Source organism: Shouchella tritolerans (assembly GCF_025770735.1).
In the GTDB taxonomy this organism is placed as follows: domain Bacteria; phylum Bacillota; class Bacilli; order Bacillales; family Bacillaceae_D; genus Shouchella; species Shouchella tritolerans.
Genome location: NZ_JAODPB010000003.1, coordinates 1 through 23486 on the forward strand (window position 1 = coordinate 1; position 23486 = coordinate 23486).

Here is a 23486-nt window from a genome sequence, read left to right on the forward strand (position 1 = left end):
AGTACTATTATTCTGACATTCAGTTACATAAAAATTAAAAATTTCAAAAATGTAACTAGGGGGGTAAATATGGTTGTAGCCAAAGCGACTATTGAATCAGCAGAATATCTATATCAAGTTGTAAAATCATATATGAACGAAAAAAAATTACAACAAATAGATGTGAGCAACTCTACAGGTATCCGAAAAGAGTACATATCGCGTTTTCTTTCTGCCAAAGGGAAAAATGATCTGGAATTTTCGACTGTACTTAACTTAATTCGATATTTGGCAGCGAGTGAGTATTTAGAGATTATGGACAATTACTGCTTGAAGTTGGAAAAGCCTTTAGGAATTATGAACGCTTTAGAGTACGCTTCCAATTACGAAAGGCATGATTTGACTAGCAATTTGCTAGCTCTTCACGCGGGGCATAAAAAAGGTGAGATACGCGAGTGGTTAGAGGTGTATGATCTTAACAAACGCCGCAAAACAATGAGTCCATACGACGTAATGGACGCTTGTCGAAACTTATATGGTAAAGTCACCTCAGATGAAGTGAAAGTCAAGATAGACCTTATAGAAGCAGTGAGCACCTATACAAAGGATTACAAATCTTTGTTGAGGATGTGCGACAGAATAGAAACGAAAATAAAGCAATTAAGGGACGGCTTTATAAAAGAGTCTTTTAAAATTCGTTTTTTTAATTTACATGCAAACGCTGTCCTTTACTATAAGAATGACGTGGAAACAGCACTGGAACATACCGAATATGTAATAAAAAATAAAGTGTCACCAACTTTTCTTGTTGCATCCGCCCATTTAATTAGAGGACAAGCACAGATGTACGATTGGAAGGAAGAAAGCCTACAGAACATCAGGACTGCTGCTAAATTGTTTAAGTTGGCTGGCTATAGCGATTATGCGCAAAACCTTTTAGAAAACGATCTTGTGTTTGTGCATAACTATCATAAGGATATTGTTGACTTAGAGAATTTAAAAGATGGTGAATTAGCCCACCAATTATTAGTTAGAGGTGACAGGGAAAAGGCTTGCGAAGTGCTATCTAAACTTGATGATAAAGACGCTTTTACATTGTTATATAAAGGGATGGCATTCAGAGACATGTCATACTTCATTGAAGGACACGCTATAATTGTAAGGGATGGTAAAACATTCTTTAAACGTGCTTTTGAAAGAGAGTTTTACCAGTTTGCGGAAAGGGGGTGAATTAGGTGAAATCACTAAAGAAAGTATTGATCGCATTGTCGTTGTCCACTCTGTTTTTCGCCTCAACTGCATACGTAACAGAAACTATTAATACAGTACCAACAAGTGGCCCGTCTAATCCGATTCAAGGGTCTTAGCGGCATGAAGTTACAGAAATAATTAAAATTTTATAACTGTAACTTTAGTTTAGGGCGTCCTAGCGGCGCCTTTGTGTTCCTATTTGGATAGGAAAACTAGTTACTTCCTATTTAAATAGGAGCACAAAAAACAATTTAAATAGGGGGCGTCGTCAAATATGGATTTAATCGAGGTAAAAGTTAAGAAAAATGCTAATACAAGTGAAAAATACGAAATTCTGAGCGTTGACCAACTAAGCACCGACCAGGGATGGCGACTGAATAAACCGTATATCAATGCCTCATTTGTTTATGCGGCAAACGAAATTCTTGAAAAAGGAATAAGAAAGGGGTACAAACTAAGATTGGATTTCCAAACGATGCCACCTATTGGAAGGACAATCGTAACTAAGATTGTGGGGGACAAGGGATATATAGAAAGTTACCATGGTCAAAAATACATAGCCTTAGTTCGTATAATTGACTTAAGGTGAAAAACTCGCCACTCAGGTGGCGAACAGGTGGCGAATTATTGATATTTCTTAATGTGAGAAGGCAGCAGGTGGTGCAAACCCCTGCTGTAAAGCGCATAAGAACACGGGTGGAATTTGATGACACCGCTGCAACACTCCATGGTAAGGTGGGGGTCAGCGGTTCAAGTCCGCTTGGAAGCTTTTCTCAAACCTTACACACCAAGCCTTTCAGCCTTATGAAGGCTTTTTATTTTTGTCTAAAAATGGAGCTGGGGACAAAATGGGCTATATTTCTCGCATTCTCGATCTGTGGTAGATTGCGTTTCCCATCTGGATGGGTAGCCTCAAGGTCTATTCTCCGCGTTTCTCAATGCTTCCTTTTACTGTTTTCTTCCTCCTTTCTTAATCCCTAACATCATACATGGAGTGCGTTCTTTCCGATAATGCTCACCTCCTTTAATACAGGAGAGGATGTATGTTCGTGTTTAGGTTAAAAATTTTTGATGACTTCATACGGCACACCGTATTCGTGCCTATCTCTGCCGATGATACGGTTTTGTCCTCAGCCGCAAAATAGTTCGTCTCTTGCTCAATACGTCTGTGGAGTAGAATGTATGCTGTTTCAAAAAAGGGGTGTTAGCTTCCGGGTGCAAGACAGCATGTCCAAGCTCATGAGCGCATATAACCTGATTATGTTGATCTGAAAGAAATTGATTTCAATAAACCAGTGAAACTAGTGAATCCAAAATTACAGCAAAAAGCCAAAGCAAATGGCAACTTTGCAATATCGTTTATCATTACTTGCAGAAGATTTCGTGGAAACGGGTCATAAGCCTAACTCTAACTTTGAACCGAAAGCAAAAGAATCGAAAGAACCTGTAACAGCCGGATCAGATAAGAAATAAAGGACAAATAGCAACTCCTACCTTTCATTGTTAAGAAAAAATTGAGTTTGTTAAATAATGATTTAATAACAGGAAACAACGGATTCATATAGAAGGGTAAAAATAGACGAAATGAAAGAAGTTCCTTCTTGTTTAGACAACTTAAACCAATTGGAGGTTTTTTTCTGTGAGGAAAGTTTTGAAAGTAGGGGTTGCTCTTGCTGTATTGACCTCAGTAAATTATCTGTTAGGTACTGATGAGCAAGTACATGCTTCGGAAAACCAAGAGGAGTTGGGTAAAATGAAAGTAATATCGTTTAATTTGCGCAATAGCGGGGGAAACGACCCTTCGCCTCATAGTTGGAGTGAGAGGCGTCCTACAGTTCAGTCCTTTTTAGAAACAGAAGAGCCAGATATTTTAGGCACGCAAGAAGCTCTTTATGATCAGGTTACTCACCTTGATGAAGACTTACCTGATTACGAATGGATTGGAATTGGTCGAGAAGGTGGAACCGATGGGGAATTCATGGCAATTTATTATAAAAGTGACCGTTTCAAACCAACTGATACAGGTCATTACTGGCTTTCCGATACGCCAGATGTAGTCGGCTCGACTTCTTGGGGAAATACAATCCCTCGAATGGTCACATGGGCAAAGTTTGAAGAAGAAGCAACCGGCAAACAGTTTTATTTCGTGAATACGCATTTTGATCATCGATCGGAAGAATCAAGGCAAAAAAGTGCTGAATTGATTATAGAAAAAGTCAATGAGTATGATGAAAGCTTACCGATTATACTAACGGGTGATTTCAACACGACTCCAGATAGTGTTTCTCATGGAATTTTAACGGGAGAAGGATTGTTTGAAGATCCGTGGGATTATGCTGAAGAAAAAATAAACGAAGAGTTAGGTACATTCAATGGATTTAATGATCCCACAGGTGGTGGAACCGATAATAAAATTGATTGGGTTCTAACAAAGAACATTTTAGCTGAATCCATTGGGATTAATGATTATCGCAATGGTGAGCAGTACCCAAGTGACCATTTTCCAGTCATTGCAGAATTTAAGCTTGGAGAAGAATAGGTACTAATAAAAAGAGGCTGTCTATGCAGCTTCTTTTTAAAACCAGTAGTCGCACCACTTTTAGATGAAGTAGCGCTGGAACAACTCGAAAAAGGTGAAAGTTCTTTATTTGAGCCTAATCCTTATTTATTCCCTAGTGCTTTTAACAAAGAAGAGGAATTGTTTATTGAAAAGGTTATTAATGAACTGATTCTTCGTAAAGTATTCCTTCAACAGGAAGATAAGAAAGAATGAGCAACCTAATAGAATATGAGAAGCATACCTCTTCAGATCGGGTATGCTTTTTCATTGGTCTTATTTCCCTCTAGTTTTTAAACCCGTGATCTGGCATTCGAAACAGCTTGAGTAGTCTCATCATTTTATTCAAAAAAACTTTTTAACAATGAAAGGTAATAGGAAATTTAATCTTTCCTCTATACGGGGTTAACTCGAATGTATGTGAGAGCAAATCCTTTTTTACGATAGCAGTCTTCTATCATTTTTAATGAACTTTCCATTAACCGCATGAGTGAACATCCTTATTTTTTCTTCAAGATTGTTTATTACTAATTTGATACAGAATGGAAAAGTAGGGGTCAGCGTTTCACGTCCGTTTGGAAGCTTAGATGCAAAAATGATTAATGGGACGCACTCTCCGAAAGGTTTGTGAAGAAGGCACAGGGGCAGTTTTTTATGATAAATTCAGAAAAAACAAAAAGCAATCTATTGACATCCTTTATTATTTGTATTAGGTTTAATCGAACGAATAGCTAAACATAATTTGTTTAGAAAGGTTGATCCCAATGAATATTCGTATAACACCCCCAATCAATATAAGAGATCTTACTATCTTCCTAGAAGAAATGAACAATAAAAGAAGTTCTCATATTGGCTTTTGTGGGGAAGATAGGGAAGAAATATACGATCATTTAATGAATGATTTTTCTGATTTGGAGTTGAAAGATTCATTTTTGGTTGCTTATAATCACTCTCGTATAGTTGGTGCCATAGGTTTGGATATTGACTTAAAAAAAGGATGTGCGGACGTATGGGGGCCATTTGTTGAGGGCGAAAATATCCATATAGCCCAAGAGTTATGGGAAACGATTGTTTCGAAAACACCTCATACGATAAAGACATTTTCTTTCTTTTTGAATGAGGATAACCACTTTGTAAAAGAGTTTGTGGTACAAAATAAAGGCATAGATCAAGGGTCGGATTTGGTTTTGAGAATTACCAGAGATCGATTTATTAATCACACGCCTAGCGATGTTGAAACTTACTCTGATGCCTATCGTCAATCTTTTATCAATCTCCATAATGAAGTATTTCCTACAACCTATTTTGATGCAAATACCATTATTAGTCGATTAAATGACTTTAACCATTTATTCTTTGTTACGGAAAATGAACATGCTATTAAAGGGTATGTCTATATTGAAGCAAACCCTAAACATATGGAAGCCAATATTGAATATATTGCTGTGTCAACGAAACTAAGAAAACAAGGGATAGGTAAAACGCTAATAAGAGTGGCAATCGACCATCTCTTTTCTTCTTCTGAAATTAAGGAAATTACTATATGTGTTGGAGGAGACAATCTAGCCGCCATTCATTTATACAAATCGGTCGGATTCTTGGAGAAGTACAAATTAATTAGTTATGACATCGTGCGACATTAAAAAAAGTGTTAGAGGTCGTGCCCTTGGATTGAAGCTCTGCAAGCCAAAACTCATGAAGTTGTGGAATTTTAACGGGAAATGGTTGTCGTTAGTTTTCAGAATTGGTGTTTGATAGCACCAACTAAGGGCATTTTTCCAAAAAAGGAATGAATGAATTGAAGAGAGTTTCTGATTTGGTAAACAAAATGGATCAATTAGTGCTGCTGAGTCTGAGAGAAGAATATTTTGAGAAGATGTTGTCAGGAGAAAAAGGTTTCGAGTACAGAAAAAGTTTCAGGAAAACGCCTACGAAGTGTTTTATATACATATCAAAGACCAGGAAAGCTATAAGCGGACTAGTTGAGTTTGGACAGCCTATTTTTGGATCTGCTAATGAAATTTGTCAAATTGCAGAGAAGGATGAGCCAGGATCTTTCGTGGGAATAAGGGCATATTTGGGCAAAGGAAAAGGTGTAGCTATACCAATAAAAAAAGTATACGAATTTTCTCCAGTATCATTGGAAGAACTAAAAAGTAAGGTTGACCGATTTACTGTGCCTCAGTCTTATTATATGTTGGATCAAAAACCAGAAATAGTTGATTTGCTTGTGGACAAACTTGTAGTCAATAGCTACTCTAGGGACGTATTATAATGAGTTGCAAAGAGTTTTTGCACAGCTAGCGCCTAAATAAATCAATTGAGAGTGATGGACAAAGTAGAGAAACAAAGAGATATATAAGCCATATATCTCTTTGATCTCCATACTGGTTACAGCGTTTTTAATAGGTCATATAAATTCTCTTTCGCTTCAAAACCAACTCCAGGCGCATCTGGCAATGTAACGAAGCCGTCTTCCACTGCATGCCCATCAGCAAACCCACCAAATGGTTGAAAAATACCAGGGTATGATTCGTTCCCATACAATTTCAATCCTGCTGCAATATTCAATGACATTTGGTGTCCACCGTGTGGAATGCAATTGCGAGAAGACCATCCGTTATCTTCTAACATGTTTAATATCTTCATGTATTCCACTAGTCCGTAGCTAAGCGCGCAATCAAATTGCAGGAAATCCGTCTTTGGATTCATACCTGCATAACGGATTAAGTTAGTGGCATCTTGAAGGGAGAACAAATTTTCACCAGTCGCAATTGCGTGTGGGTAAACTTTCGATAATTCCTCCTGCAATTTGTAATCCAACGGGTCTCCTGCTTCTTCATACCAAAATAAATGATAGTCCTTTATCGCATTTCCAAATTCAATCGCTTCTTCTAGATTGAATCGGCCGTTCACGTCAACCATTAGGTTCTGTCCCGTACCTACGACATCAATAACTGCCTCAATCCGTTTTAGATCTTCCTTTAAAGGTACGCCTCCAACTTTCATTTTGACTTTTGAGTAACCCATATCTAAATAGGCTTTCATTTCATCTTGAAGTTCTGGCAACCCTTTACCTGGGAAGTAATAACCGCCAGCGGCGTAGACAAAGACCTTCTCGTCAATCGTGCCGTCTCCATATTGATCAGCCAATAGTTTATAAAGTGGCACTTCCTCAATTTTAGCTACTGCATCCCAAATAGCCATATCTAGTGTTCCAACCGCAACCGTTCTTTCACCATGCCCTCCTGGTTTTTCGTTTGCCATTAGAATGTCAAAAATCTTTTCGGGCGAGAAGTTGGTCCCTGATTCATTTAAGATATCTTCTGATTTTGCTTCTAATAAACGAGGAATAAATCGCTCTCTTAAAATGCCGCTCGGCGCATAACGACCATTGGAATTGAAACCGTAGCCTACTACTGGTTTACCGTTTCGAATAACATCTGTCTTTACCGCCACAATGGAGGCATTCATTTTACTAAAGTCAATAAAAGCATTGGCGATATTACTGCTAATTGGCACTGCTCTCTCTACAACATCTACAATTTTCATTTACAAATCCTCTCCTTAGCCAAATATGAGGTAGTGGGGGAATGCTCACTTTTGTTCACGCAATAACTGTGCCAAAAATTCTATCTTGGCTTGAGTAAACGGATTTGCAAACTGCCTTTCTTTGCTTTTATGCAATTTATATGCAAAAAAGTTGAGTCATCAATTAATAACTCAACTTTTTTGTAGAATAGATCTTTCGACGGTTTTTTTCAGACAATACATCGGATAAAAGGCTACTTATTCATTTCAAAAATGAAATCATGATTTCATTTTTGAATGGATAGTTTGCGCCATAAAGTGGTTTGGCTAATTTTGTAGTGGTTGCAGAATTCCTTTTTTGTTCCATTAAATTGGCTGTATAGTTGTGCCCAAAGGTGACGTTCCATTTCTTTAAAAGAGGTTGAAATCGGAATGGTTACTTCTCCACTCTTTTTTTTCGCCTTGTTTAATAGCAAATGGACTCCTTCTGCTGTAATCACACTTCCTTGATAAGTAATGACCAATCTCTTCATAAAGTTTTGTAATTCACGTGCATTCCCATCCCAATTCATAGAGAGTAATGGCCGAAGTGCGCTGTTTGCATCATTGATTTTTAAATAACGGTTTTCTCTTTCCATTTCTTTATTTAAAAAAAGGGTAGCGAGAGGGATAATGTCCTCTTTTCTGTTGCGTAAAGGCAATAAGTCCAATGTTAAAGTAGAGATACGGTAATAAAGATCCTCTTTAAATTCTCCACGACTGATTAGCTCATCCATTGGTTGATTGGTTGCACAGATAATACGTACGTTGACAGGGATGTTCTTTGCCCCTCCTACTCTACGGACTTCCTTTTCTTGCAATACTCTTAAAAGCTTTATCTGAAAACTACGGGGCATTTCATTGATTTCATCAAGAAATAGGGTCCCTTCATGGGCCATTTCAAATAACCCTGCGCGCCCACCTTTTAGTGCGCCGGTAAAAGCACCATCTTCATAACCAAATAATTCACTTTCAAGTAAGTTTTCATTTAATGCCCCACAGTTTAATGATACAAAAGGTTGGGCATGTCGATCGCTTGCATTGTGAATACTTTGAGCAAATAATTCTTTGCCTGTGCCTGTCTCTCCATAGATTAAGACAGAACCTTCTGAGCGTGAAAAGGCGGCAGCTTCGCTAACCAATCTCTTCATTTCCTTATTCTCACAAACGATATCTGCAAAAGTATGCTTTGCTGTAAGTCCTTTTTTGTATACTTCTTTTCGAATTTTCATCTCCAGTTTCTGAAAGTCCGCTAGTCTTTCGAATACTTGAATCGCACCAACGTACATATCGTTAGAAAAAATAGGGGTGGTGGTTACGAGCATTTGTTGATTGTTAATAGGTGTCAGGATGTTTCTTTGAATCGTTCGGGCTTGAAGTTGATCTTGCAATTCCTCACTCTTAAAGATATCGGTGTAATTGAATTCAGGTAACGCTTCCTTCAATTCTGGAAAAATATGTTTAGCTTGTTCATTAAACATTTTAATGTTGTCATTTGCATCGACGTTTATAACCGCTTGAGGGACAACTTGAAGAATCGAATCGAGTTCTTTTGTTTTAGCTTCTTCTTCGAATTGAATGTTTAATGTTTCAATCGCTTGTTCAACAGCGAAAACAAGTGCTTCTTCACCTGATTTCACTAAAAAAGAAGGAATAGTTGCTTCACTACCTACCTCAGTAGCAAACCTGTCCCCAATAATGGCATCGGCTGTTTTCCTTTTACTTAACTGTTTAATGTATTCTTTTGCATAAGCTTGGTCTCGATAACTTTCTATATTAATTTGTAATGAACCGAAGTCACATTCAATAAAATCCATATCATTAAATATCCCAGCAAAAAACATGACCTGAATACGTTGATAGCCTTTATTGTATACAGAAGTAATGGAACGGAGCAGATCATATGGGGTAACGGGAATTTTAATGAATGGGATAGAGGTATGGCTTCGGAGAAATTCACCTAACCCACCTCTTGAAACAATCGCGCTGGTCGATGGAGATATTGTGTCGAGGTTTTTCTCATAAGGAAGTAACGTTTCCATGAAACGGAATTGATAAGGGAGTTCTTTTAGAGAGTTTTCCATTTTAACGATTTGAGCATCTGTTAAATCAAACGGTGCTATTACTAAAATTTCTTTCATAATAACCCTCCAGCTATATCTTACTAATTACTATTCAAAAATGTAGACTTACTATGTTGCATTTTAGTAATTGGCCGATACAAAATGTATGTTTATTATAACAATGTTAACTTTATTTTGGGGGCAGCCGTTCTTGATTTCCGGGGCAGCCGTTCAAAGACTCCAAGTAAACTCTTCACATTTGAGTGCTCTTGGAGCTTTTTTATTTATATGGTATGTGATCCTTCAGTGTAAGCATAATGTTCTCACCGTTGAACCAACCTACTTTTGCAAAATTGAATGATATTTTGTTGCGTAAGGTTACAATCAATACACTTGCTTATAGTAACGAAAACACAGGATATTTTTTTTAAAAAAAGATTGCGTACGACATTACGTCACAATCTATGATTGCTTATAGATTAAAACAAGGAGGAAGGTTATGTAATGGAACAACAATCATTATTTAAAAATAGCCGGTTTATACTTCTGTTTCTCGGAAGTTTTTTAGCGCTTATCGGTTTTAGCATGTTTTTCATGACAACAACTTGGTTTGTGATTTCTGATTTAGGTTCTTCTAGTTCTTTAGGCATTATACTCATTGCCATTACTGTGCCGCGTATTCTTATGATGGCATTCGGTGGAGTTCTAGCTGATAAATTCAAGAAGACGACAATCATGTTCAGTACGAGTTTCATCCAAGGAGTTCTACTAGTTATCGTATTTTTATTGAACAATGCAAATCAGTTAACATTTGAATATCTCATCATTTTGGGATTCTTCTTTGGAACATTAGATGCGTTTTCTGGACCAGCAGGCACATCATTAATCCCCAAAATGGTAGAGAAAAACCAAATAAAACAAGCAAATGCCGTTCTTCAAGGATTGGGTCAGATTGGTTTTATAATGGGACCTGTTATATCTGGGAGTGTCATGGAATTTGGTGGCGTAACAACAGGTTATTTAGTCTCGGCTATTATTGTACTTTTATCTGCCTTTTTTATGTTTCCACCTTTCTTAAAAGAAGGTCCGGTAGACAATACAGTTAAACAAACACCTTTTAAAGATTTCATAGAAGGGTTTTCCTATGTAAAAGCAAGTAAATTTTTACTCACAGGTATTCTGATCTTAATTACGTTAAACTTCTTTGCCTTCGGAGCAATATCGATTGCCATTCCAATTCTAGTGGAAACGTATGGAGGGTCGCCGATTGATCTTAGTTACATTGAGGCTGCTTTAGGGGTTGGAATGCTAGTAAGCACAGCAATAATTGGTATCGTCAAAGTACGCCGTAGGGGATTAACCTCCATTGCTGGATTAATTGCAACATTACTCGTAGCTATCGCATTTAGCCAAAGTCCTAATTTGTATATTTTGACAGCATTAGCGTTCCTAATTGGATTTACCATGACATTTGTTTCAATCCCATTCTTTACTTCAGCACAAGAAGATACTGATCCTCGTATTATGGGGAGGGTTATGAGCATTGTCTTCTTAGCAATGAATGGCTTTGATCCACTTGCCTATGCAAGTGTAACATTCCTTGTGTCTAGAGGTATTGATGTTCAACACGTGATTTTGTACTATTCGATTGTTGGTTTAATGATTGCTCTTATCACTTTATGGAAAGGGAAAACGTACAAAAATTACACATCAAACTATTAATCCAGCTACACGAAAAGATTACTTTTGGATACACGTAACTAACATCAGGCGGATATAAAAAAATAGGTATTTTTCTTAGACACGTAGTCCTTATTCCAAGGGCATTACGGAACTCATACGTCTGTATAATCTACTAGGCACCGCAAGGCGTTGCACTCGGCGGATTAGAAAATCAAGCGGGCAATCACTTTGAACTAATTAGAGAAGGGGCGAATCAAGGATGGTAAGCATGTAAGCGCATTTATCACCAAGAATCATCCTAGTGGAGATTGGGCTATAGAGAGGCTGTCTCAAAAGGCCATAGTGAAGCGACCTTTTGAGCAGTCTTTTTTCTATTTTAGATAAGCATAGCCTCAAAGCCTCATTTAGTAGGAATGCCTATGTTTTCACCAAGAGGACTTCCCTACATATGTTACGACATTTCCCTATGCTCTCCTTCCTCCCAATCTATGTTTCAGAGACATGATCATCCAAATAGCAGTCGGAAACGCAATTGCCCCAATTACTATATAGGCTAAAAGGCGAACGGGGCTGTCAGTGCCGGTGGCAATTATTAATGTAGTCATCGCAACTAGGAAAAGAAGAGGCGGGACCATCTTCGTTAGATTCACTAAACTTTTTCTTCCTTCTGCCTTCCATTTGTTATTGTAAATTGCAAGGACTGTCCAAGCGGTTGGAATGGCAATTATAGTGAGTACGGTAGCTATTACAACCAGTGTCGTATGTAAAAAACCGGAGCTTAAGAATGCCCCCCACCACGAGAGTATTGATAATAAGACTGCTGAGAGTGCGGTCCATTTTATAGAGTTTCCAGCGTTGTTATGTTTTTCAATCACTGTTTCCTGATCGCTATAAATCGGTTTGGTACCAGGTAACCCGCGAAACAAATGAAAATTTCCTTGTGAAGCAATATGCGTCCATCCAGCAGAAGAAAAAAAGTCAAAGTATTCTCCTGCTTCCTCCTCATTTAATGAACGATAATCAATACTATAGATGTAATCTGCGCTTTGTCCTTTTTCAAGTGTATATCCCATAAACTTAAAGTCACTGACATGCCAGCCCTTTAAAGAAAATTGCCGTAACTTCTCCATGTCCTTGTCCTCAGAAAAGGCTAATCCACCTGACATCATATACTTTGTTTGTCTCATTCTCCAGCCTCCTGTAATCCTTTTTCTGCCAATTGAATCACCGTTTTTCTAATTTTCACGGCTTCCTCTAGCACTTCTTTGCCTCTTTCGGTAAGTAAATATGTTTTACGTCTTGAATCCGATCCGTCATACAAATAAATCCATTCTTGTTTTAATAACTTCTTTATAATCGTGTACATGGAAGCAGGGCCTATCGTGATCGCGCCATTTGTTGTTTCTTCAATTAAATTCATAATAGCGTAACCATGCCTCGGTTTCGTTAAAGCAGCCATAATATAAAACATTGAATCGGTTAACAGCTCAGTTGTTTTCAAAAGCTCACCTCACTTCTCTAATGAGATTGTATCAAGCAGTGATATATCCAATAACAATATATCAATATACGATATAAAAAGCAATAGTTATATCATAATTTGATACATCAATTTGTGATACGTCTAAAAAGACCCATACAATCGGCCCTTCGCAAAAGTAGAAAGCCAACCATAAAGACTTCTCGAATAGCGTAAGCAGCAGCGATACGAGGAAAGACCTAATCATTTTCGCAAAAAGAGCAAATGAAAAGAAGAGGTTAGGTTTTGCGGCTTTTCCGGTTAACGTATAATAATTGTACGTCCCAGTATTGATAAGGAAGGAGCGTGGTTGGAAATGAGTCACTTAGCACGTACATATAAATTGCCTTATTATGCGGTTGTCTTTGCTTCAGAGCGAACGGAAGGGGACAATGGTTATGGTGTTATGGCAGCAAAAATGGTCGAATTAGCAAGTAAACAAGAAGGCTATTTAGGGATCGAAAGTGCAAGAGATTCAAATTTGGGCATTACCGTTTCTTACTGGAAAACACTCGAGGATATCGCCGCTTGGAAAGCACATGCAGCTCACCAAGTCGCTCAAGAACGTGGAAAAAAAGAGTGGTATAGTCGATTCGTCGTACGTGTATGCAAAGTAGAGCGTGATTATTTATTTGAGATGTAAGAAAGGCGAAAAAATGGAGGGTCGTAAGAAATAAATACTTTATTAAAGAAAAATTAAACTTACAAAATGCAACATATATTTTACATTGGGCATTCTCTATGTTACAGTAAACCTGTAATAAGAAGATGGGCGTTTTTTTGGAGAACAGAGTGAAGCAGGCAAGAAGGGATTGAGGACTAACTCAAGGGGAACTTGCAGATAAAGTAAATGTTTCTAGACAAACGATTGGGTTGATCGAAAGAAATCGCTATAATTCGTCTCTTAAACTATGTATAGCTATCGCTAAGGCATCATTAGACCAATTATTTTGGGAGGTTTGAAGCATGAAGTCATGGATAAAATATTTACTTCCTAACGATGAATATAAGAAGCAAAAGCTTTTGAATTTTTTAGCAGAGGGTTTTGTAATAAGTATTCTTATGAGTGTTGTGTTCATGTTGGCGGAAACTATATTCTCTTTGAATATGGATGCTTCAATAGCATTATTTATTCCTGTTGTTGTATCGATCACATATATTCTAATAGGTTATGTGAGTAGTGGTACAGAATTTAGTAATGTAGCTACTAGTACTGATTTCCAAAGTGAAAGAAGAAAGATAGTAGGCAGTTCAATCACTTTCGGTTTTATATTTTCTCTACTTTCCATTTTGGTAACTGGTCTCCCAAAAACAATTGGAGATCTTATAACTTTGTCAGGTCTAGGTGTAATAGCGTGCATCTTGATGTTCTTATTAAATATGTTTTCTTTACACCGATCTTATAAAAAAAACAAAGACTTACTAGATGACGAATATTAAAAGATGGGTAAACAATCAGAGCCTCCTTGGCAAGGATGGAGTGTCAAACGAGCATGACCCTGTCATTTCAGTACCAAGAAGACTCAAGATAAATTCTACATAATTCTAGAAGGTGATCAATTAAAGAAACTACTCTAGTATTAGCGAGGAGAATTTCAAAGTTTATTCACTATGTCGGCTTCCTTAGCAAGCATTGAGACGATTTTCACTCCTTAAAGCAATCAAGAGAAGGGAGAGAATGTCTTTATCAACATCTCCAAGCGACGATAGTTACTTCAAATCCTTCTTGTTCATCCCGTCCATAGGCTTTGCTCATAAAACCACTTTATTTCCACCTTGACTCGCCCCTACACTTTGAATGATTAGTTTTTTAGGCGACGACTACTCTAGTCACACCTAAGCCTCCTGCCGTGCTTTTCTGCTTGAACGTATGATAAACAACAGGCTAATGATTGTCAGCACAACGAAAATGAGTGAGATGGGACGCGAGACAAACGGCACCAAGCTTCCTTCTGTTAGAATGAACGATGTGCGCAAGTTCATTTCAAAAGTGGAGCCTAGCAACAACGTGATGACCAACGGAAGCGTCGGAAAATCAAGCTTATGGAAGGCGTAACCAATGACGCCAAAGATGATCATAATCCAAATATCTTCTACGCGATAGCCAATGTTATACGCGCCAGCAATGCTCATTACAAGCACGAACGGAAGCAGATAGACTTTCTTTAGAGACAGCATTCGCGGGAAGAGGCGAATGCCTACTGTCATCATAAGCACATACATCATAATGACAGCGATAAAGAAAGAAATGAATAGATTGACGATGAATTCCGGCTGGTTTTGAAACAACAACGGCCCTGGTTGGAGCCCTTGAATTTGTAGACCACCCAACAGAATCGCCGACACTGAATCTCCTGGTATCCCAAGGGCAAGCAGTGGAATCAGGTTTCCGGCAATGACGGCGTTGTTGGCAGTCTCGGAGGCAATCAGCCCGTCAACATTTCCTTTTCCGAATGTCTCTGGTTCTTTGCTTGCTTTTTTTGCTTGATCATAGGAAACGAAATTTGCCAATGTTCCGCCGATTCCTGGTAAAATGCCAATCGAGGTTCCGATTAGGCTCGAGCGCAAGTAATTGGTCCAGGATGCGCGAATTTCACTTAGTTTTGGATAAATGTTTTTCATAGAGATTTTTGGAATAATTGTATTTTGATGTCCGCCTTCTAGTTCAATAAACACTTTTGACACGACAAACAAACCAATCATTGCTGGGATGGCAGTGATGCCGCCCGCAAATACATCTAAGCCAAATGGGTTTCGTTCGGCAGAATTGAGGGGGTCAAAGCCAATTAAGGCAATGCCTAAGCCAACGATGGCAACGAGTGAACTTTTTAGAAAGTTTCCTGTTAGGCCAGCGACCGTAATAAACGCGAACAAAATGACCATTGTGTATTCAATTGGGCTGAAACGTAAAGCAATAGACGCTAGCTGAGGAGCCAGCGTAACAAGGAAAAAGAGCGAGACAAGAGAGCCGATCAAACTGCCCATTGCGCCAATGCCCAGCGCTTTGCCACCAAGGCCTTTTTTGGCCATAGGATAGCCGTCGTACACGGTCGTGATCGAAGATGGAGTTCCGGGCATGCCAATCAATACCGATGCCACTACACCGCCTGAAATTCCGCCAATGTAGGCGGCAATTAGCATTGCTATTCCTGAGGCGGGATCCATTCCGTAGGTGAACGGCAATAAAATCACAATCGCTAACGTTGCAGTTAAACCGGGTAACGCTCCGAAAAAAACCCCTAGTGCTGTTCCTGCAAGGATGTATAAAACAGCAGAGCTTGTGATGATTTCTATGAATATTCCAAATGCTGTTTGTGCGTCCATATATTTTGTTCCTCCTGACTAAATAAGCAATGTGTTTGGAAAAAACACGTTAATGAGATCAAAGACGATGAACAGCACAACCGTTAAGCCAAGGGAAAACGAAATGGACTTTGCTAGGCTGGCTTTCGATTTCTCGCTTAAGTAAAATGTAATGGCAAATGTAAATAAGGCCGTTGATGTAAAAAAACCGACAAATGTGACACCTAAGGCAAACAGAAAAGTGACGCCGATAATCACGACAACTTTCTTATTGACGCCAAATGAAAGAGGCTTCGTTTGCTCCTTGTTTGCTTTTCGAAACTCAAGTAGAATGCTAAGCAAAGAAAAAGCAAAAATCATTGCCGCAATAAGGAGCATATAATCTCGTTGATTTAATAAATCTTCACGAATCGTTTGTGTTTTTACAGATGTGATACCGTTTACAAAAAGCAAAACGGAAAAGGCAATAAACATTAGTTGGACACTATATCGTTTCATATACAGGCTCCTACTCTACTTGAATTTCTTTAGCAATGTCATCGAAGATCGCTTGATGTTTATCATGCAAGTCAGCGTATTCGTCTGCCTCTCGAAAAAGCGGTTCAAGTCCCATTGCTTCTCCATACTCTTGGAACTCTTCACTATTGACGGCTTCCTCAAAGGCACTGGCAAGTATAGCGAGGCGGTCATCCGGTACGCCTTTGGGCGCATATATTCCGTACATGAGATTAAGGTCAAAATCAATGCCCAATTCTTTCATCGTCGTTGCTTCCTTCAACAGCGGGTGAGGGTGTTCCTCATAACTGGTCGTGACTAGAGGGACAATGTCTCCTGACTCAGCATAATTCACAGCATCTAACGTTGCTGACATACGCATATCCACTTGTCCACCCATTAAGGCCGTTGTGGCACCCGCTCCCCCAGTGTAAGGTACAATGGCAAATTCTTCATTCACGCCTACCACACGTGTAAAGTATTCATATGCCAGATGGGAAACCGGTCCTAGACCAGGAAGTCCAACACGGACAGAACGTGGGTCCGCTTTTGCTGCATCTATGTATTCTTGAAAGGTTGTCCATTCTGAATCTGATGAACCTACAAGTAAAAGCGGGCTTTCTGCTATCTGGGAAACGATTTGAAAATCATCATGGTTAATATCGATCATACCTAGTGCGTTCATCGAATTTAGTGAAGAATGGTGCAACAAAATCGTGTGCCCGTCCGGGTCTGCGTTCATGACTTCTTGAAGCCCACTCCGGGTGTTGCTTCCTGGCAAGTTAACGACGATCGGATCTCCACCTGGCAGCAAACCTTTTTTCGTTATGATTTCAGCCAGTTTCCTCGCGGTCACATCACTTCCGCCTCCAGCTTCATACGGAACTACAATCCGAACCGTCCGAGTCGGAAAACTATCGCTCGGTTTGCCTTCGCCTTGGTTTACTTCAGCTGCAGGCTCTGTAGTTTGTTGGCACCCTGCGAGGAGCAGCAAACTAAGCCCTAATCCTGCCAATTGTTTTATCATCATTTTCTCTCCCTTCGTTTAAGGACCGGAAACGACATGAATAAGATCCCCTTTTCCTTTTAACACGGCGATAATCTGGTCAACACAAGTGTGGCTGAGCGTATTGATTGCTCCAGGCGTATAGCCAGCCACGTGGGGCATAGCAATAAATGAATCTAGCGAAAAGAGCGGTGACTTATAAAGCGGTTCCTTTTCAAACACATCCAGTGCTGCGCCTGCCAGTTGTTGTGTTTGTAGCGCTTCGTATAATGCTGTTTCGTCGACAATTCCTCCCCTCGAGGCGTTGACGAGATAAGCACTTTTTTTCATAAGCTGCAATTCTCGTTCTCCAATTAAATGCCTCGTTGCTGGCAAAAGCGGAATATGAACCGTGACAAAATCGCTTTGTTGGAGAAGCGCCTCCAATGAAACGGCTTCAATTCCGTTCTGATCTGCATAGGTCCGATCAATATAAGGGTCATAAGCAAGTACATTCATGGCAAATCCACTTGCGCGTCGTGCCACTTCTTTGCCAATTGCGCCTAATCCGATAATTCCAAGTGTCTGCTGATAGACATCCGCTCCAAATAAAGACGGCCATTCGCCTTTTTTTGTTATATCGGTTCCACTCGGAATTTGCCGCGCGAGTGACAATAGTAAGCTAAAGGCAAAATCGGCAACAGCATGCTTGTTTGCGTTTGGTACATTGGTGACGATCACGCCATGTTTTTTTGCTGCAGCTACGTCAATGTTGTCTACCCCCACTCCGTGTTTAGCAACGACCTTCAAGTCAGGGAGCTGCGCCAATACAGCATCACTTATTTTGTTGAAGGCGACGATCGCTGCTTCGGCTCCTTTTGCTTCTTGGACAAACTCCGCTTGTGAAATGTCCGGAGGAACGCGAACGAGTTCTATTCCTTCTTGCTGTAAGCGGATAATTGGCTTGTTAGAGTGCTTGGCAAATGACGGCGATGTACAAATGACTTTCATTCTTCCACCTTCTCTCATGTATTTGTGCTATCTGTAAAATGGCCACATCCAGGCCAGAACAGGGCGCAAAATGCGCCTGTCTGTGTCGGCTCTGCATTATTGTCAAATCACCTGAAATGGTGTCCGTTTTCAGATTAAGCAAGTAGCTTTTTGTAAATTTGAATCGCATCGTTGACCGTCATTTCTTTTGGATTATTGTCCATAAGGCGTTTCACCTGTACAGCGGCTATGGCCAGATTCTCCAAATCATCTTCTCTTACGCCGAATTGAGTTAAATCTTGTGGGATTGAAAATTCGGCTGTCCAGTCTTTTATCGTTTGTACAACTGCTTCTGCTTTTTGTTGGGCCGTTGCTCCTTGATTCAGTTGAATGCCCATTGGTTCAGCTACTTGAGCAAGGCGGTCGACAATGGCGTCCATGTTGTACGCCATCACATGTGGGAGCAGCATCGAATTGGCGACGCCATGTGTCACCTTAAACTTTCCTCCAAGGGGATAAGCCATTGCATGCACAGCTGCCGTACCAGCGGCGGTCAATGCCATTCCGCCATACGCCGAGCCAATGAGCATTTTTTCACGTGCTTCTACATTGCTGCCATCGTGATAGGCTGTCTGAATCCCGGCGGAGATGAGCCGTATTGATTCAAGCGCAAACATGTCGCTAAATCGATTGGCTTTATTGGAAATAAACGACTCCAACGAGTGGGTGAATGCGTCCATCCCAGTGGCGGCTGTAATTGGTTTAGGAAGGGACACCGTTAATAGTGGGTCAAGCACAACGAGCACAGGCAACAAATGGCGACTGACAATGCCAATCTTCAGCTCTTTGTCTGGAAAGGTCACAATCGCATTTGGCGTCACTTCTGACCCAGTGCCCGACGTGGTTGGGATGAGCACAGTCGGAATGCCAGGTTCTTTTACAAGATCCGTTCCTAAGATATCTTGAATGGTACATGCGTTTGACAACAACACAGACAGTAATTTGGTCGAGTCAAGAACACTTCCGCCTCCTAAACCAATCAACACGTCGTATGACGAATGGCGTACACGCTCTTTTATGTTTTCAATATTGGCTTCTGTCGGTTCAGGTTCTACATCGGTAACAACGTCGTATAAAAGGCCAGCCTTCTCAAGGGAAGAGGTCATCACTTGATAAAAATCCAGTTTCTTAACAAAAGGTTGCGTGACAATGAGTACTCGCTCAATAGAAGGGACTGTCTTTTGCAAGTGACTGACTAATTCGGCAAACACACCAATACCAGCAATGAGTTTATCTGCCGTTTGAAATTGGTAATGTATATTCATTCGTCTAATACTCCTTCTGCTCGATATGTACGCATCATTGTTTCAATTTGGCGTAAGGCTTTGAAATCAACAGGTTGGACAGGCCGTCTAGGCGGGCCAACAGGAATCCCTGACAGTTCGACCGCTTTTTTTAACGAAGCAGGGATGGTACTCAGAGAAAATGTGTCCCGCAATGGTTGGAGTTGAGCTTGTGCTTTCTCGGCTTCGTCAAATTGTCCATTTTTAAAATGAGTAAATATGGATGAGACGAGTTTGGGCAACGCGTTTGCCGTTGCCGCAACGGCCCCGCCTCCGCCTTCCTGGAGCGTTTTCAAAATCAGCGAATCCGTCCCGGCAAATACAACAAAATCTTCTTCTTGTGTGTGTTGAATGTATGATTGAATTAATTGGAAGTCGCCGCTGCTGTCCTTAATCCCATAGATGTTCGGGTGTTTTGCCAAACGTGCGACAGTCAACGGATCAATACAAACTCCTGTTTTTGAGGGAATGTTGTATAAGAAAATCGGTACTTCGGTCGCGTTAGCAATGTCTTCAAAGTAATTCGCCAGTTCGCTTTGGTTTGGTGGCATAAAATAAGGCGTGATCACAGAAAACATGGTTGCGCCGAGCTGTTCAAACCCTTTTGCTAGTTGAATGGCCTCTTCCGTATAATTGCCCCCAACACCAAGCATCACCGGAATTTTTCCTTTTGCTTCTTTAAGAACGATTGTTGCAACTTCGTATTTCTCTTGGGGAGTTAATGTATGGAATTCCCCATTGGTTCCTAGTGCAAATAGCCCGTGAACGCCATTGTCAATCATCCGAGCAACAAGCTGCTGCAATGCTTCTTTGTGAATCGATTGATCTTCATGGAATGGTGTCAACAGCGCAGCATAAATGCCTGATACATGATTCAACGATAAGCACCTCCTAGTCATAAATTGAAACGCTTACAAAAAAGTATATCGGGGGATGGTTCATTTATCAACGTACATTTCACTAGTATTCTTATTTTTGTTTCATTTTGAAACAAAAAAGAAGCGGCTAGTCAGTAGCCCCTTCTTGTGCATTTTTTAGTTTTCGCCAGAGTGTCGTCCGGTTCATCCCTAGTCGTTCTGCCGTTTTCGAATGTTTTTTTCCTTCTTCTAGCCACACATGATAGATAATTTTCTCCTCGATTTCTTTCATCGTTCCCGTTAAATGGAAAGGTGGAATCGTCTCCTTTGAGCGAAGGAATGGCGTGAGCAATGTTTCGTCGATATAAGACGAATCCGCTGTTTTTACTGCATCTTGAATCACTTGCCAGAGCTCATCAATGTGTTCTGTCCAGTGATGGTTTCTTAAAGCGTGCAAAGCAGCTTCGCGAAATCCGACAATCTGCTTGCCGTAATTCATATTCATTTCATGAAGCGCCAGTCTTGACAAAAGATCAATGTCGTCAATTCTTTCCTGTAGAGCGGGCATTTGTAATTCGCCGCCAAGTTGTTTTAATCCAAGCTGCTTGGCAATGCGGTGCTTTCTCTTGCCTAACAGCAAGACAGGCTGGCCCTCACGTACTTGCTGAAAAAGCGAGCTACATGCCTTAAGCGCTTCGTCAGTCCCTTCAGACAGCCCCTTCACAAGAACCGCGAGTTGCTCTGCACCAAAAAAAGACAACAACTCTTGCACCCCTTCTTGATACGGACGCTCATTCATTCTTGAACATTCAATAACAATCATATGTTCGACAGCGGGATATAGCTGAAATGTGATGTGGTATGCCAACGCTTCTGCGCCTGTCCCAGGTTTTCCGTCAATCCAAATCGGTTCCTCGTAAGCCGAAAAAGCTTCTGCCGCTTTTAATGTACGTTGAATAGCTGTTGACGTAGAAGATAAATATTTCTTCATTTGTTGTTTAATAATCGGGTCATCTGATCCGATAATGATCGGTCTTGGGTGGTCGTTGAACATACGTTTGTTCAGTTGGGCAAACTCCATTGCCAATCCCCGGTTGCCAATCGTCTTATAGCGGATATACCACACGGAGTGGTCGTCGGGCCAGGAAAACGCGCCTGTGTCACGGGGCGTTCTTAACTGGCGCATAAAAGAATGGTCGTTTATGAATTCCATTAATTGAAATTTTTTAGCGAATTCATTTATGAAACAAACGTCGTTGTTCTGATCTAACAAGATAAGGCCTCGTTCTTGTTCATGTAAATAAGATAGCGGAAGCTCATAATTTAACCGGTCTCGCCCTAATGCTTTCACGACTCGTTTGGCTTGATTAAACGCTTTTCGGACACTTTCTTCACCAGACGACAATAAAAATCCATTCATCCCTAGTCTTTCTGCTTCATTAACTGTGATTACATCGCCTAAAACGCTTTCAAAACCTTGTGCTTTTAGTTTCTTTAAAGCATGTACTGCTTCTCCCTCGCTATGGATGGTTACAGTGGAAAAGGAAACATCCAGTAATTCATTGATGAGTTGGACCCCGTTTGTAATTTGCGGAAAACCGACAATCGCTTTTTTGTCGGGATATTCTTTTAGAAATAGCAAATTTTTTAATAAGTCATACCCGGATATTTCAATTTCTACTACAGGAATGGATAGATGTTGTTGGATCAATGTTGCGGTTCCTCCGCGGCTTATAATGACATCAAACGATTCATCAGCCGCTTTTTTGGCTAGACGAACACCTTCATCTAGATTGCCTACTTCTGCTTTGATCGATAGTCCTTCCTCTTCCGCTACTCTTAAAAACAGTTGTCGTAGTCCCTCGTACGGCGCAATTGCTAAGAGTTTCATGTCGTCCTCCAATAATTTGTTTCATTTTGAAACGATTATAACACAGTGTCAAAGCGATCCATAGAATAACCTTCATGTTTGTCGCGTTTTTGAAGCATAATTTCTGTGTACAACACTTAGTCGTAGCAAACAATTGCTAGGAAAATGAAACAAGGAGGACAATCAAACGTTCTAAGATTTAGGTGTGCAGTTCTTATGTGAATTAGTTGAAGAAATGAAAGCCTAAAAGCAGCATGTTTATAAGTTTTAAAAGTAGAGAGCTGGAATATCGAAAATTTTTTGAGATCAATGAAGAATGAACATGCTTAAACGGCTTCTTTTTATGCTATACTGTGTGATACCATTTCAAGGCTGTTTTATGAAGGACAATCATTTAGGGGGGATGGACTACATGGTCTATAATCGTGGGGACAGAATAATCACGACAGAGAGATTGCGTTTGCGTTTGTTTACAAAGGCAGATGCCCATAATGTCGTTGAACTGTGCAATAATTATAACCTTTATAAGAGCACTTTACATTTGCCCTATCCGTATTCAATTGAATGCGCCCTTTCATGGATAGCGAATCATGAGCAAAACTTTGAATTAGACCAGTTATACGAATTTGCTATAACGGATAAAGAGAGCGGGCAGTTGTATGGCGCTATTGCCATTACAAACGATAAGCAACATAAAAACGGCGAGATCGGTTACTGGATAGGAGAACCTTATTGGGGAAAGGGGTACGGAACGGAGGCGGCCAAGGCGGTTATTGAATTTGCTTTTAAAGAAAAGCATTATCACCGTGTTTATGGACGCTATTTCAAAACAAATCCTGCGTCTGGAAAGGTTATGGAAAAGTGTGGAATGGTTTATGAGGGAACGTTAAAAGAACATATTTATAAAATCGATGCGTTTGAGGACCTTGTTTGCTATGGACTGATAAATCCTTATAAATAAGTTTGCAAAGATTCCCTTTAATGAAAGCGTGTAAGTGCTGTAGTTAGGAAAATCAAACCG

General features: G+C 40.0%; 22 protein-coding genes and 1 pseudogene. 11 read left to right on the top strand and 12 right to left on the bottom strand.

Annotated features, from left to right (window positions below; translation table 11 throughout):
• Positions 1 to 69 precede the first annotated feature (69 nt).
• From N6H06_RS10470 to N6H06_RS10480, 3 genes are all read left to right on the top strand, one after another.
• The gene (locus tag N6H06_RS10470) at positions 70 to 1209 is read left to right on the top strand and encodes an AimR family lysis-lysogeny pheromone receptor (protein WP_263706394.1); all 1140 of its coding nucleotides are present in this window, start codon (positions 70 to 72) and stop codon (positions 1207 to 1209) included.
• A 5-nt stretch (positions 1210 to 1214) separates the two neighbouring features.
• A complete protein-coding gene (locus N6H06_RS10475) occupies positions 1215 to 1346 on the top strand; it encodes a hypothetical protein (protein ID WP_257006975.1) in 132 nt (43 codons plus the stop codon).
• Between the two features lie 158 nt (positions 1347 to 1504).
• Complete coding sequence (locus N6H06_RS10480) at positions 1505 to 1819, top strand: hypothetical protein (protein ID WP_263706396.1); 315 nt, start codon at positions 1505 to 1507, stop codon at positions 1817 to 1819.
• 512 nt (positions 1820 to 2331) lie between these two features.
• Here the strand turns inward: N6H06_RS10480 and N6H06_RS23180 are convergent.
• Positions 2332 to 2451: a hypothetical protein gene (locus N6H06_RS23180; RefSeq protein ID WP_404830345.1), complete on the bottom strand. Its 120-nt coding sequence runs from the start codon at positions 2449 to 2451 to the stop codon at positions 2332 to 2334.
• A gap of 418 nt (positions 2452 to 2869) precedes the next feature.
• On the opposite strand from N6H06_RS23180, the gene N6H06_RS10490 reads away from it, so the two are divergent.
• From N6H06_RS10490 to N6H06_RS10500, 3 genes are all read left to right on the top strand, one after another.
• Complete coding sequence (locus N6H06_RS10490; protein WP_263706398.1) at positions 2870 to 3769, top strand: endonuclease/exonuclease/phosphatase family protein; 900 nt, start codon at positions 2870 to 2872, stop codon at positions 3767 to 3769.
• Between the two features lie 782 nt (positions 3770 to 4551).
• Entirely contained in the window at positions 4552 to 5430 is an 879-nt protein-coding gene (locus tag N6H06_RS10495) for a GNAT family N-acetyltransferase (protein ID WP_263706400.1), read from the top strand.
• A 155-nt stretch (positions 5431 to 5585) separates the two neighbouring features.
• Complete coding sequence (locus N6H06_RS10500) at positions 5586 to 6062, top strand: hypothetical protein (RefSeq protein ID WP_263706402.1); 477 nt, start codon at positions 5586 to 5588, stop codon at positions 6060 to 6062.
• A 116-nt stretch (positions 6063 to 6178) separates the two neighbouring features.
• Here N6H06_RS10500 and N6H06_RS10505 read toward each other — a convergent pair whose 3' ends face one another.
• On the bottom strand, positions 6179 to 7339 hold the full coding sequence (locus N6H06_RS10505; protein ID WP_263706403.1) for a mandelate racemase/muconate lactonizing enzyme family protein: 1161 nt from the start codon (positions 7337 to 7339) through the stop codon (positions 6179 to 6181).
• Positions 7340 to 7605: 266 nt separating this feature from the next.
• Positions 7606 to 9498 (bottom strand): sigma 54-interacting transcriptional regulator, encoded by a 1893-nt coding sequence (locus N6H06_RS10510; RefSeq protein WP_263706405.1) that lies wholly within the window; start codon positions 9496 to 9498, stop codon positions 7606 to 7608.
• A gap of 426 nt (positions 9499 to 9924) precedes the next feature.
• Here N6H06_RS10510 and N6H06_RS10515 point away from each other — a divergent pair, with 426 nt between their 5' ends.
• Entirely contained in the window at positions 9925 to 11142 is a 1218-nt protein-coding gene (locus tag N6H06_RS10515) for an MFS transporter (protein WP_263706407.1), read from the top strand.
• 425 nt (positions 11143 to 11567) lie between these two features.
• Here N6H06_RS10515 and N6H06_RS10520 read toward each other — a convergent pair whose 3' ends face one another.
• Together N6H06_RS10520 and N6H06_RS10525 are read right to left on the bottom strand one after the other, a co-directional pair.
• Entirely contained in the window at positions 11568 to 12290 is a 723-nt protein-coding gene (locus N6H06_RS10520; RefSeq protein ID WP_263706409.1) for a DUF2812 domain-containing protein, read from the bottom strand.
• Positions 12287 to 12604 (bottom strand): PadR family transcriptional regulator, encoded by a 318-nt coding sequence (locus tag N6H06_RS10525; protein ID WP_213029022.1) that lies wholly within the window; start codon positions 12602 to 12604, stop codon positions 12287 to 12289. Before N6H06_RS10525 ends, N6H06_RS10520 begins: the two co-directional genes overlap by 4 nt.
• A gap of 334 nt (positions 12605 to 12938) precedes the next feature.
• On the opposite strand from N6H06_RS10525, the gene N6H06_RS10530 reads away from it, so the two are divergent.
• The 3 genes and pseudogenes from N6H06_RS10530 (at position 12939) to N6H06_RS10540 (ending at position 14062) form a co-directional block, all read left to right on the top strand.
• Positions 12939 to 13265 (top strand): antibiotic biosynthesis monooxygenase family protein, encoded by a 327-nt coding sequence (locus N6H06_RS10530; RefSeq protein ID WP_062749034.1) that lies wholly within the window; start codon positions 12939 to 12941, stop codon positions 13263 to 13265.
• Positions 13266 to 13390: 125 nt separating this feature from the next.
• A pseudogene (locus N6H06_RS10535) lies at positions 13391 to 13585 on the top strand (helix-turn-helix transcriptional regulator).
• A 3-nt stretch (positions 13586 to 13588) separates the two neighbouring features.
• Positions 13589 to 14062, top strand: coding sequence for a DUF3278 domain-containing protein (locus N6H06_RS10540; RefSeq protein WP_062749032.1), 474 nt, complete (start codon positions 13589 to 13591; stop codon positions 14060 to 14062).
• Positions 14063 to 14458: 396 nt separating this feature from the next.
• Here the strand turns inward: N6H06_RS10540 and N6H06_RS10545 are convergent, their stop codons facing one another.
• The 7 genes from N6H06_RS10545 to N6H06_RS10575 all read right to left on the bottom strand — a co-directional run bounded on the left by N6H06_RS10545 (position 14459) and on the right by N6H06_RS10575 (position 22486).
• Complete coding sequence (locus tag N6H06_RS10545; protein ID WP_263706415.1) at positions 14459 to 15946, bottom strand: tripartite tricarboxylate transporter permease; 1488 nt, start codon at positions 15944 to 15946, stop codon at positions 14459 to 14461.
• Between the two features lie 18 nt (positions 15947 to 15964).
• On the bottom strand, positions 15965 to 16423 hold the full coding sequence (locus N6H06_RS10550) for a tripartite tricarboxylate transporter TctB family protein (protein WP_263706417.1): 459 nt from the start codon (positions 16421 to 16423) through the stop codon (positions 15965 to 15967).
• A 10-nt stretch (positions 16424 to 16433) separates the two neighbouring features.
• Positions 16434 to 17447: a tripartite tricarboxylate transporter substrate binding protein gene (locus N6H06_RS10555; RefSeq protein ID WP_062749027.1), complete on the bottom strand. Its 1014-nt coding sequence runs from the start codon at positions 17445 to 17447 to the stop codon at positions 16434 to 16436.
• An 18-nt stretch (positions 17448 to 17465) separates the two neighbouring features.
• Positions 17466 to 18416 carry a phosphoglycerate dehydrogenase gene (locus N6H06_RS10560; RefSeq protein ID WP_263706420.1) on the bottom strand — a complete coding sequence of 317 codons (951 nt, stop codon included), beginning with the start codon at positions 18414 to 18416 and terminating at the stop codon, positions 17466 to 17468.
• Between the two features lie 134 nt (positions 18417 to 18550).
• On the bottom strand, positions 18551 to 19720 hold the full coding sequence (locus N6H06_RS10565) for an iron-containing alcohol dehydrogenase (RefSeq protein ID WP_213029025.1): 1170 nt from the start codon (positions 19718 to 19720) through the stop codon (positions 18551 to 18553).
• Complete coding sequence (gene dapA / locus N6H06_RS10570; RefSeq protein WP_238583340.1) at positions 19717 to 20616, bottom strand: 4-hydroxy-tetrahydrodipicolinate synthase; 900 nt, start codon at positions 20614 to 20616, stop codon at positions 19717 to 19719. Before dapA ends, N6H06_RS10565 begins: the two co-directional genes overlap by 4 nt.
• 127 nt (positions 20617 to 20743) lie before the next feature.
• On the bottom strand, positions 20744 to 22486 hold the full coding sequence (locus N6H06_RS10575) for a sigma-54-dependent transcriptional regulator (RefSeq protein WP_213029026.1): 1743 nt from the start codon (positions 22484 to 22486) through the stop codon (positions 20744 to 20746).
• 391 nt (positions 22487 to 22877) lie between these two features.
• Between N6H06_RS10575 and N6H06_RS10580 the strand changes: the two genes are divergently transcribed.
• Positions 22878 to 23426: a GNAT family N-acetyltransferase gene (locus N6H06_RS10580; RefSeq protein ID WP_213029027.1), complete on the top strand. Its 549-nt coding sequence runs from the start codon at positions 22878 to 22880 to the stop codon at positions 23424 to 23426.
• The last annotated feature ends 60 nt before the right edge of the window (positions 23427 to 23486 follow it).

Coding starts and splice junctions, on each gene's coding strand:
- N6H06_RS10505 (WP_263706403.1), bottom strand. CDS start 7,339: ATGAAAATTGTAGATGTTGTAGAGAGAGCAGTGCCAATTAGCAGTAAT.
- N6H06_RS10560 (WP_263706420.1), bottom strand. CDS start 18,416: ATGAAAGTCATTTGTACATCGCCGTCATTTGCCAAGCACTCTAACAAG.
- N6H06_RS10495 (WP_263706400.1), top strand. CDS start 4,552: ATGAATATTCGTATAACACCCCCAATCAATATAAGAGATCTTACTATC.
- N6H06_RS10515 (WP_263706407.1), top strand. CDS start 9,925: ATGGAACAACAATCATTATTTAAAAATAGCCGGTTTATACTTCTGTTT.
- N6H06_RS10565 (WP_213029025.1), bottom strand. CDS start 19,720: ATGAATATACATTACCAATTTCAAACGGCAGATAAACTCATTGCTGGT.
- N6H06_RS10575 (WP_213029026.1), bottom strand. CDS start 22,486: ATGAAACTCTTAGCAATTGCGCCGTACGAGGGACTACGACAACTGTTT.
- N6H06_RS10550 (WP_263706417.1), bottom strand. CDS start 16,423: ATGAAACGATATAGTGTCCAACTAATGTTTATTGCCTTTTCCGTTTTG.
- N6H06_RS10480 (WP_263706396.1), top strand. CDS start 1,505: ATGGATTTAATCGAGGTAAAAGTTAAGAAAAATGCTAATACAAGTGAA.
- N6H06_RS10540 (WP_062749032.1), top strand. CDS start 13,589: ATGAAGTCATGGATAAAATATTTACTTCCTAACGATGAATATAAGAAG.
- N6H06_RS10510 (WP_263706405.1), bottom strand. CDS start 9,498: ATGAAAGAAATTTTAGTAATAGCACCGTTTGATTTAACAGATGCTCAA.
- N6H06_RS10580 (WP_213029027.1), top strand. CDS start 22,878: ATGGTCTATAATCGTGGGGACAGAATAATCACGACAGAGAGATTGCGT.
- N6H06_RS10530 (WP_062749034.1), top strand. CDS start 12,939: ATGAGTCACTTAGCACGTACATATAAATTGCCTTATTATGCGGTTGTC.
- N6H06_RS10555 (WP_062749027.1), bottom strand. CDS start 17,447: ATGATAAAACAATTGGCAGGATTAGGGCTTAGTTTGCTGCTCCTCGCA.
- N6H06_RS10520 (WP_263706409.1), bottom strand. CDS start 12,290: ATGAGACAAACAAAGTATATGATGTCAGGTGGATTAGCCTTTTCTGAG.
- N6H06_RS10545 (WP_263706415.1), bottom strand. CDS start 15,946: ATGGACGCACAAACAGCATTTGGAATATTCATAGAAATCATCACAAGC.
- N6H06_RS10470 (WP_263706394.1), top strand. CDS start 70: ATGGTTGTAGCCAAAGCGACTATTGAATCAGCAGAATATCTATATCAA.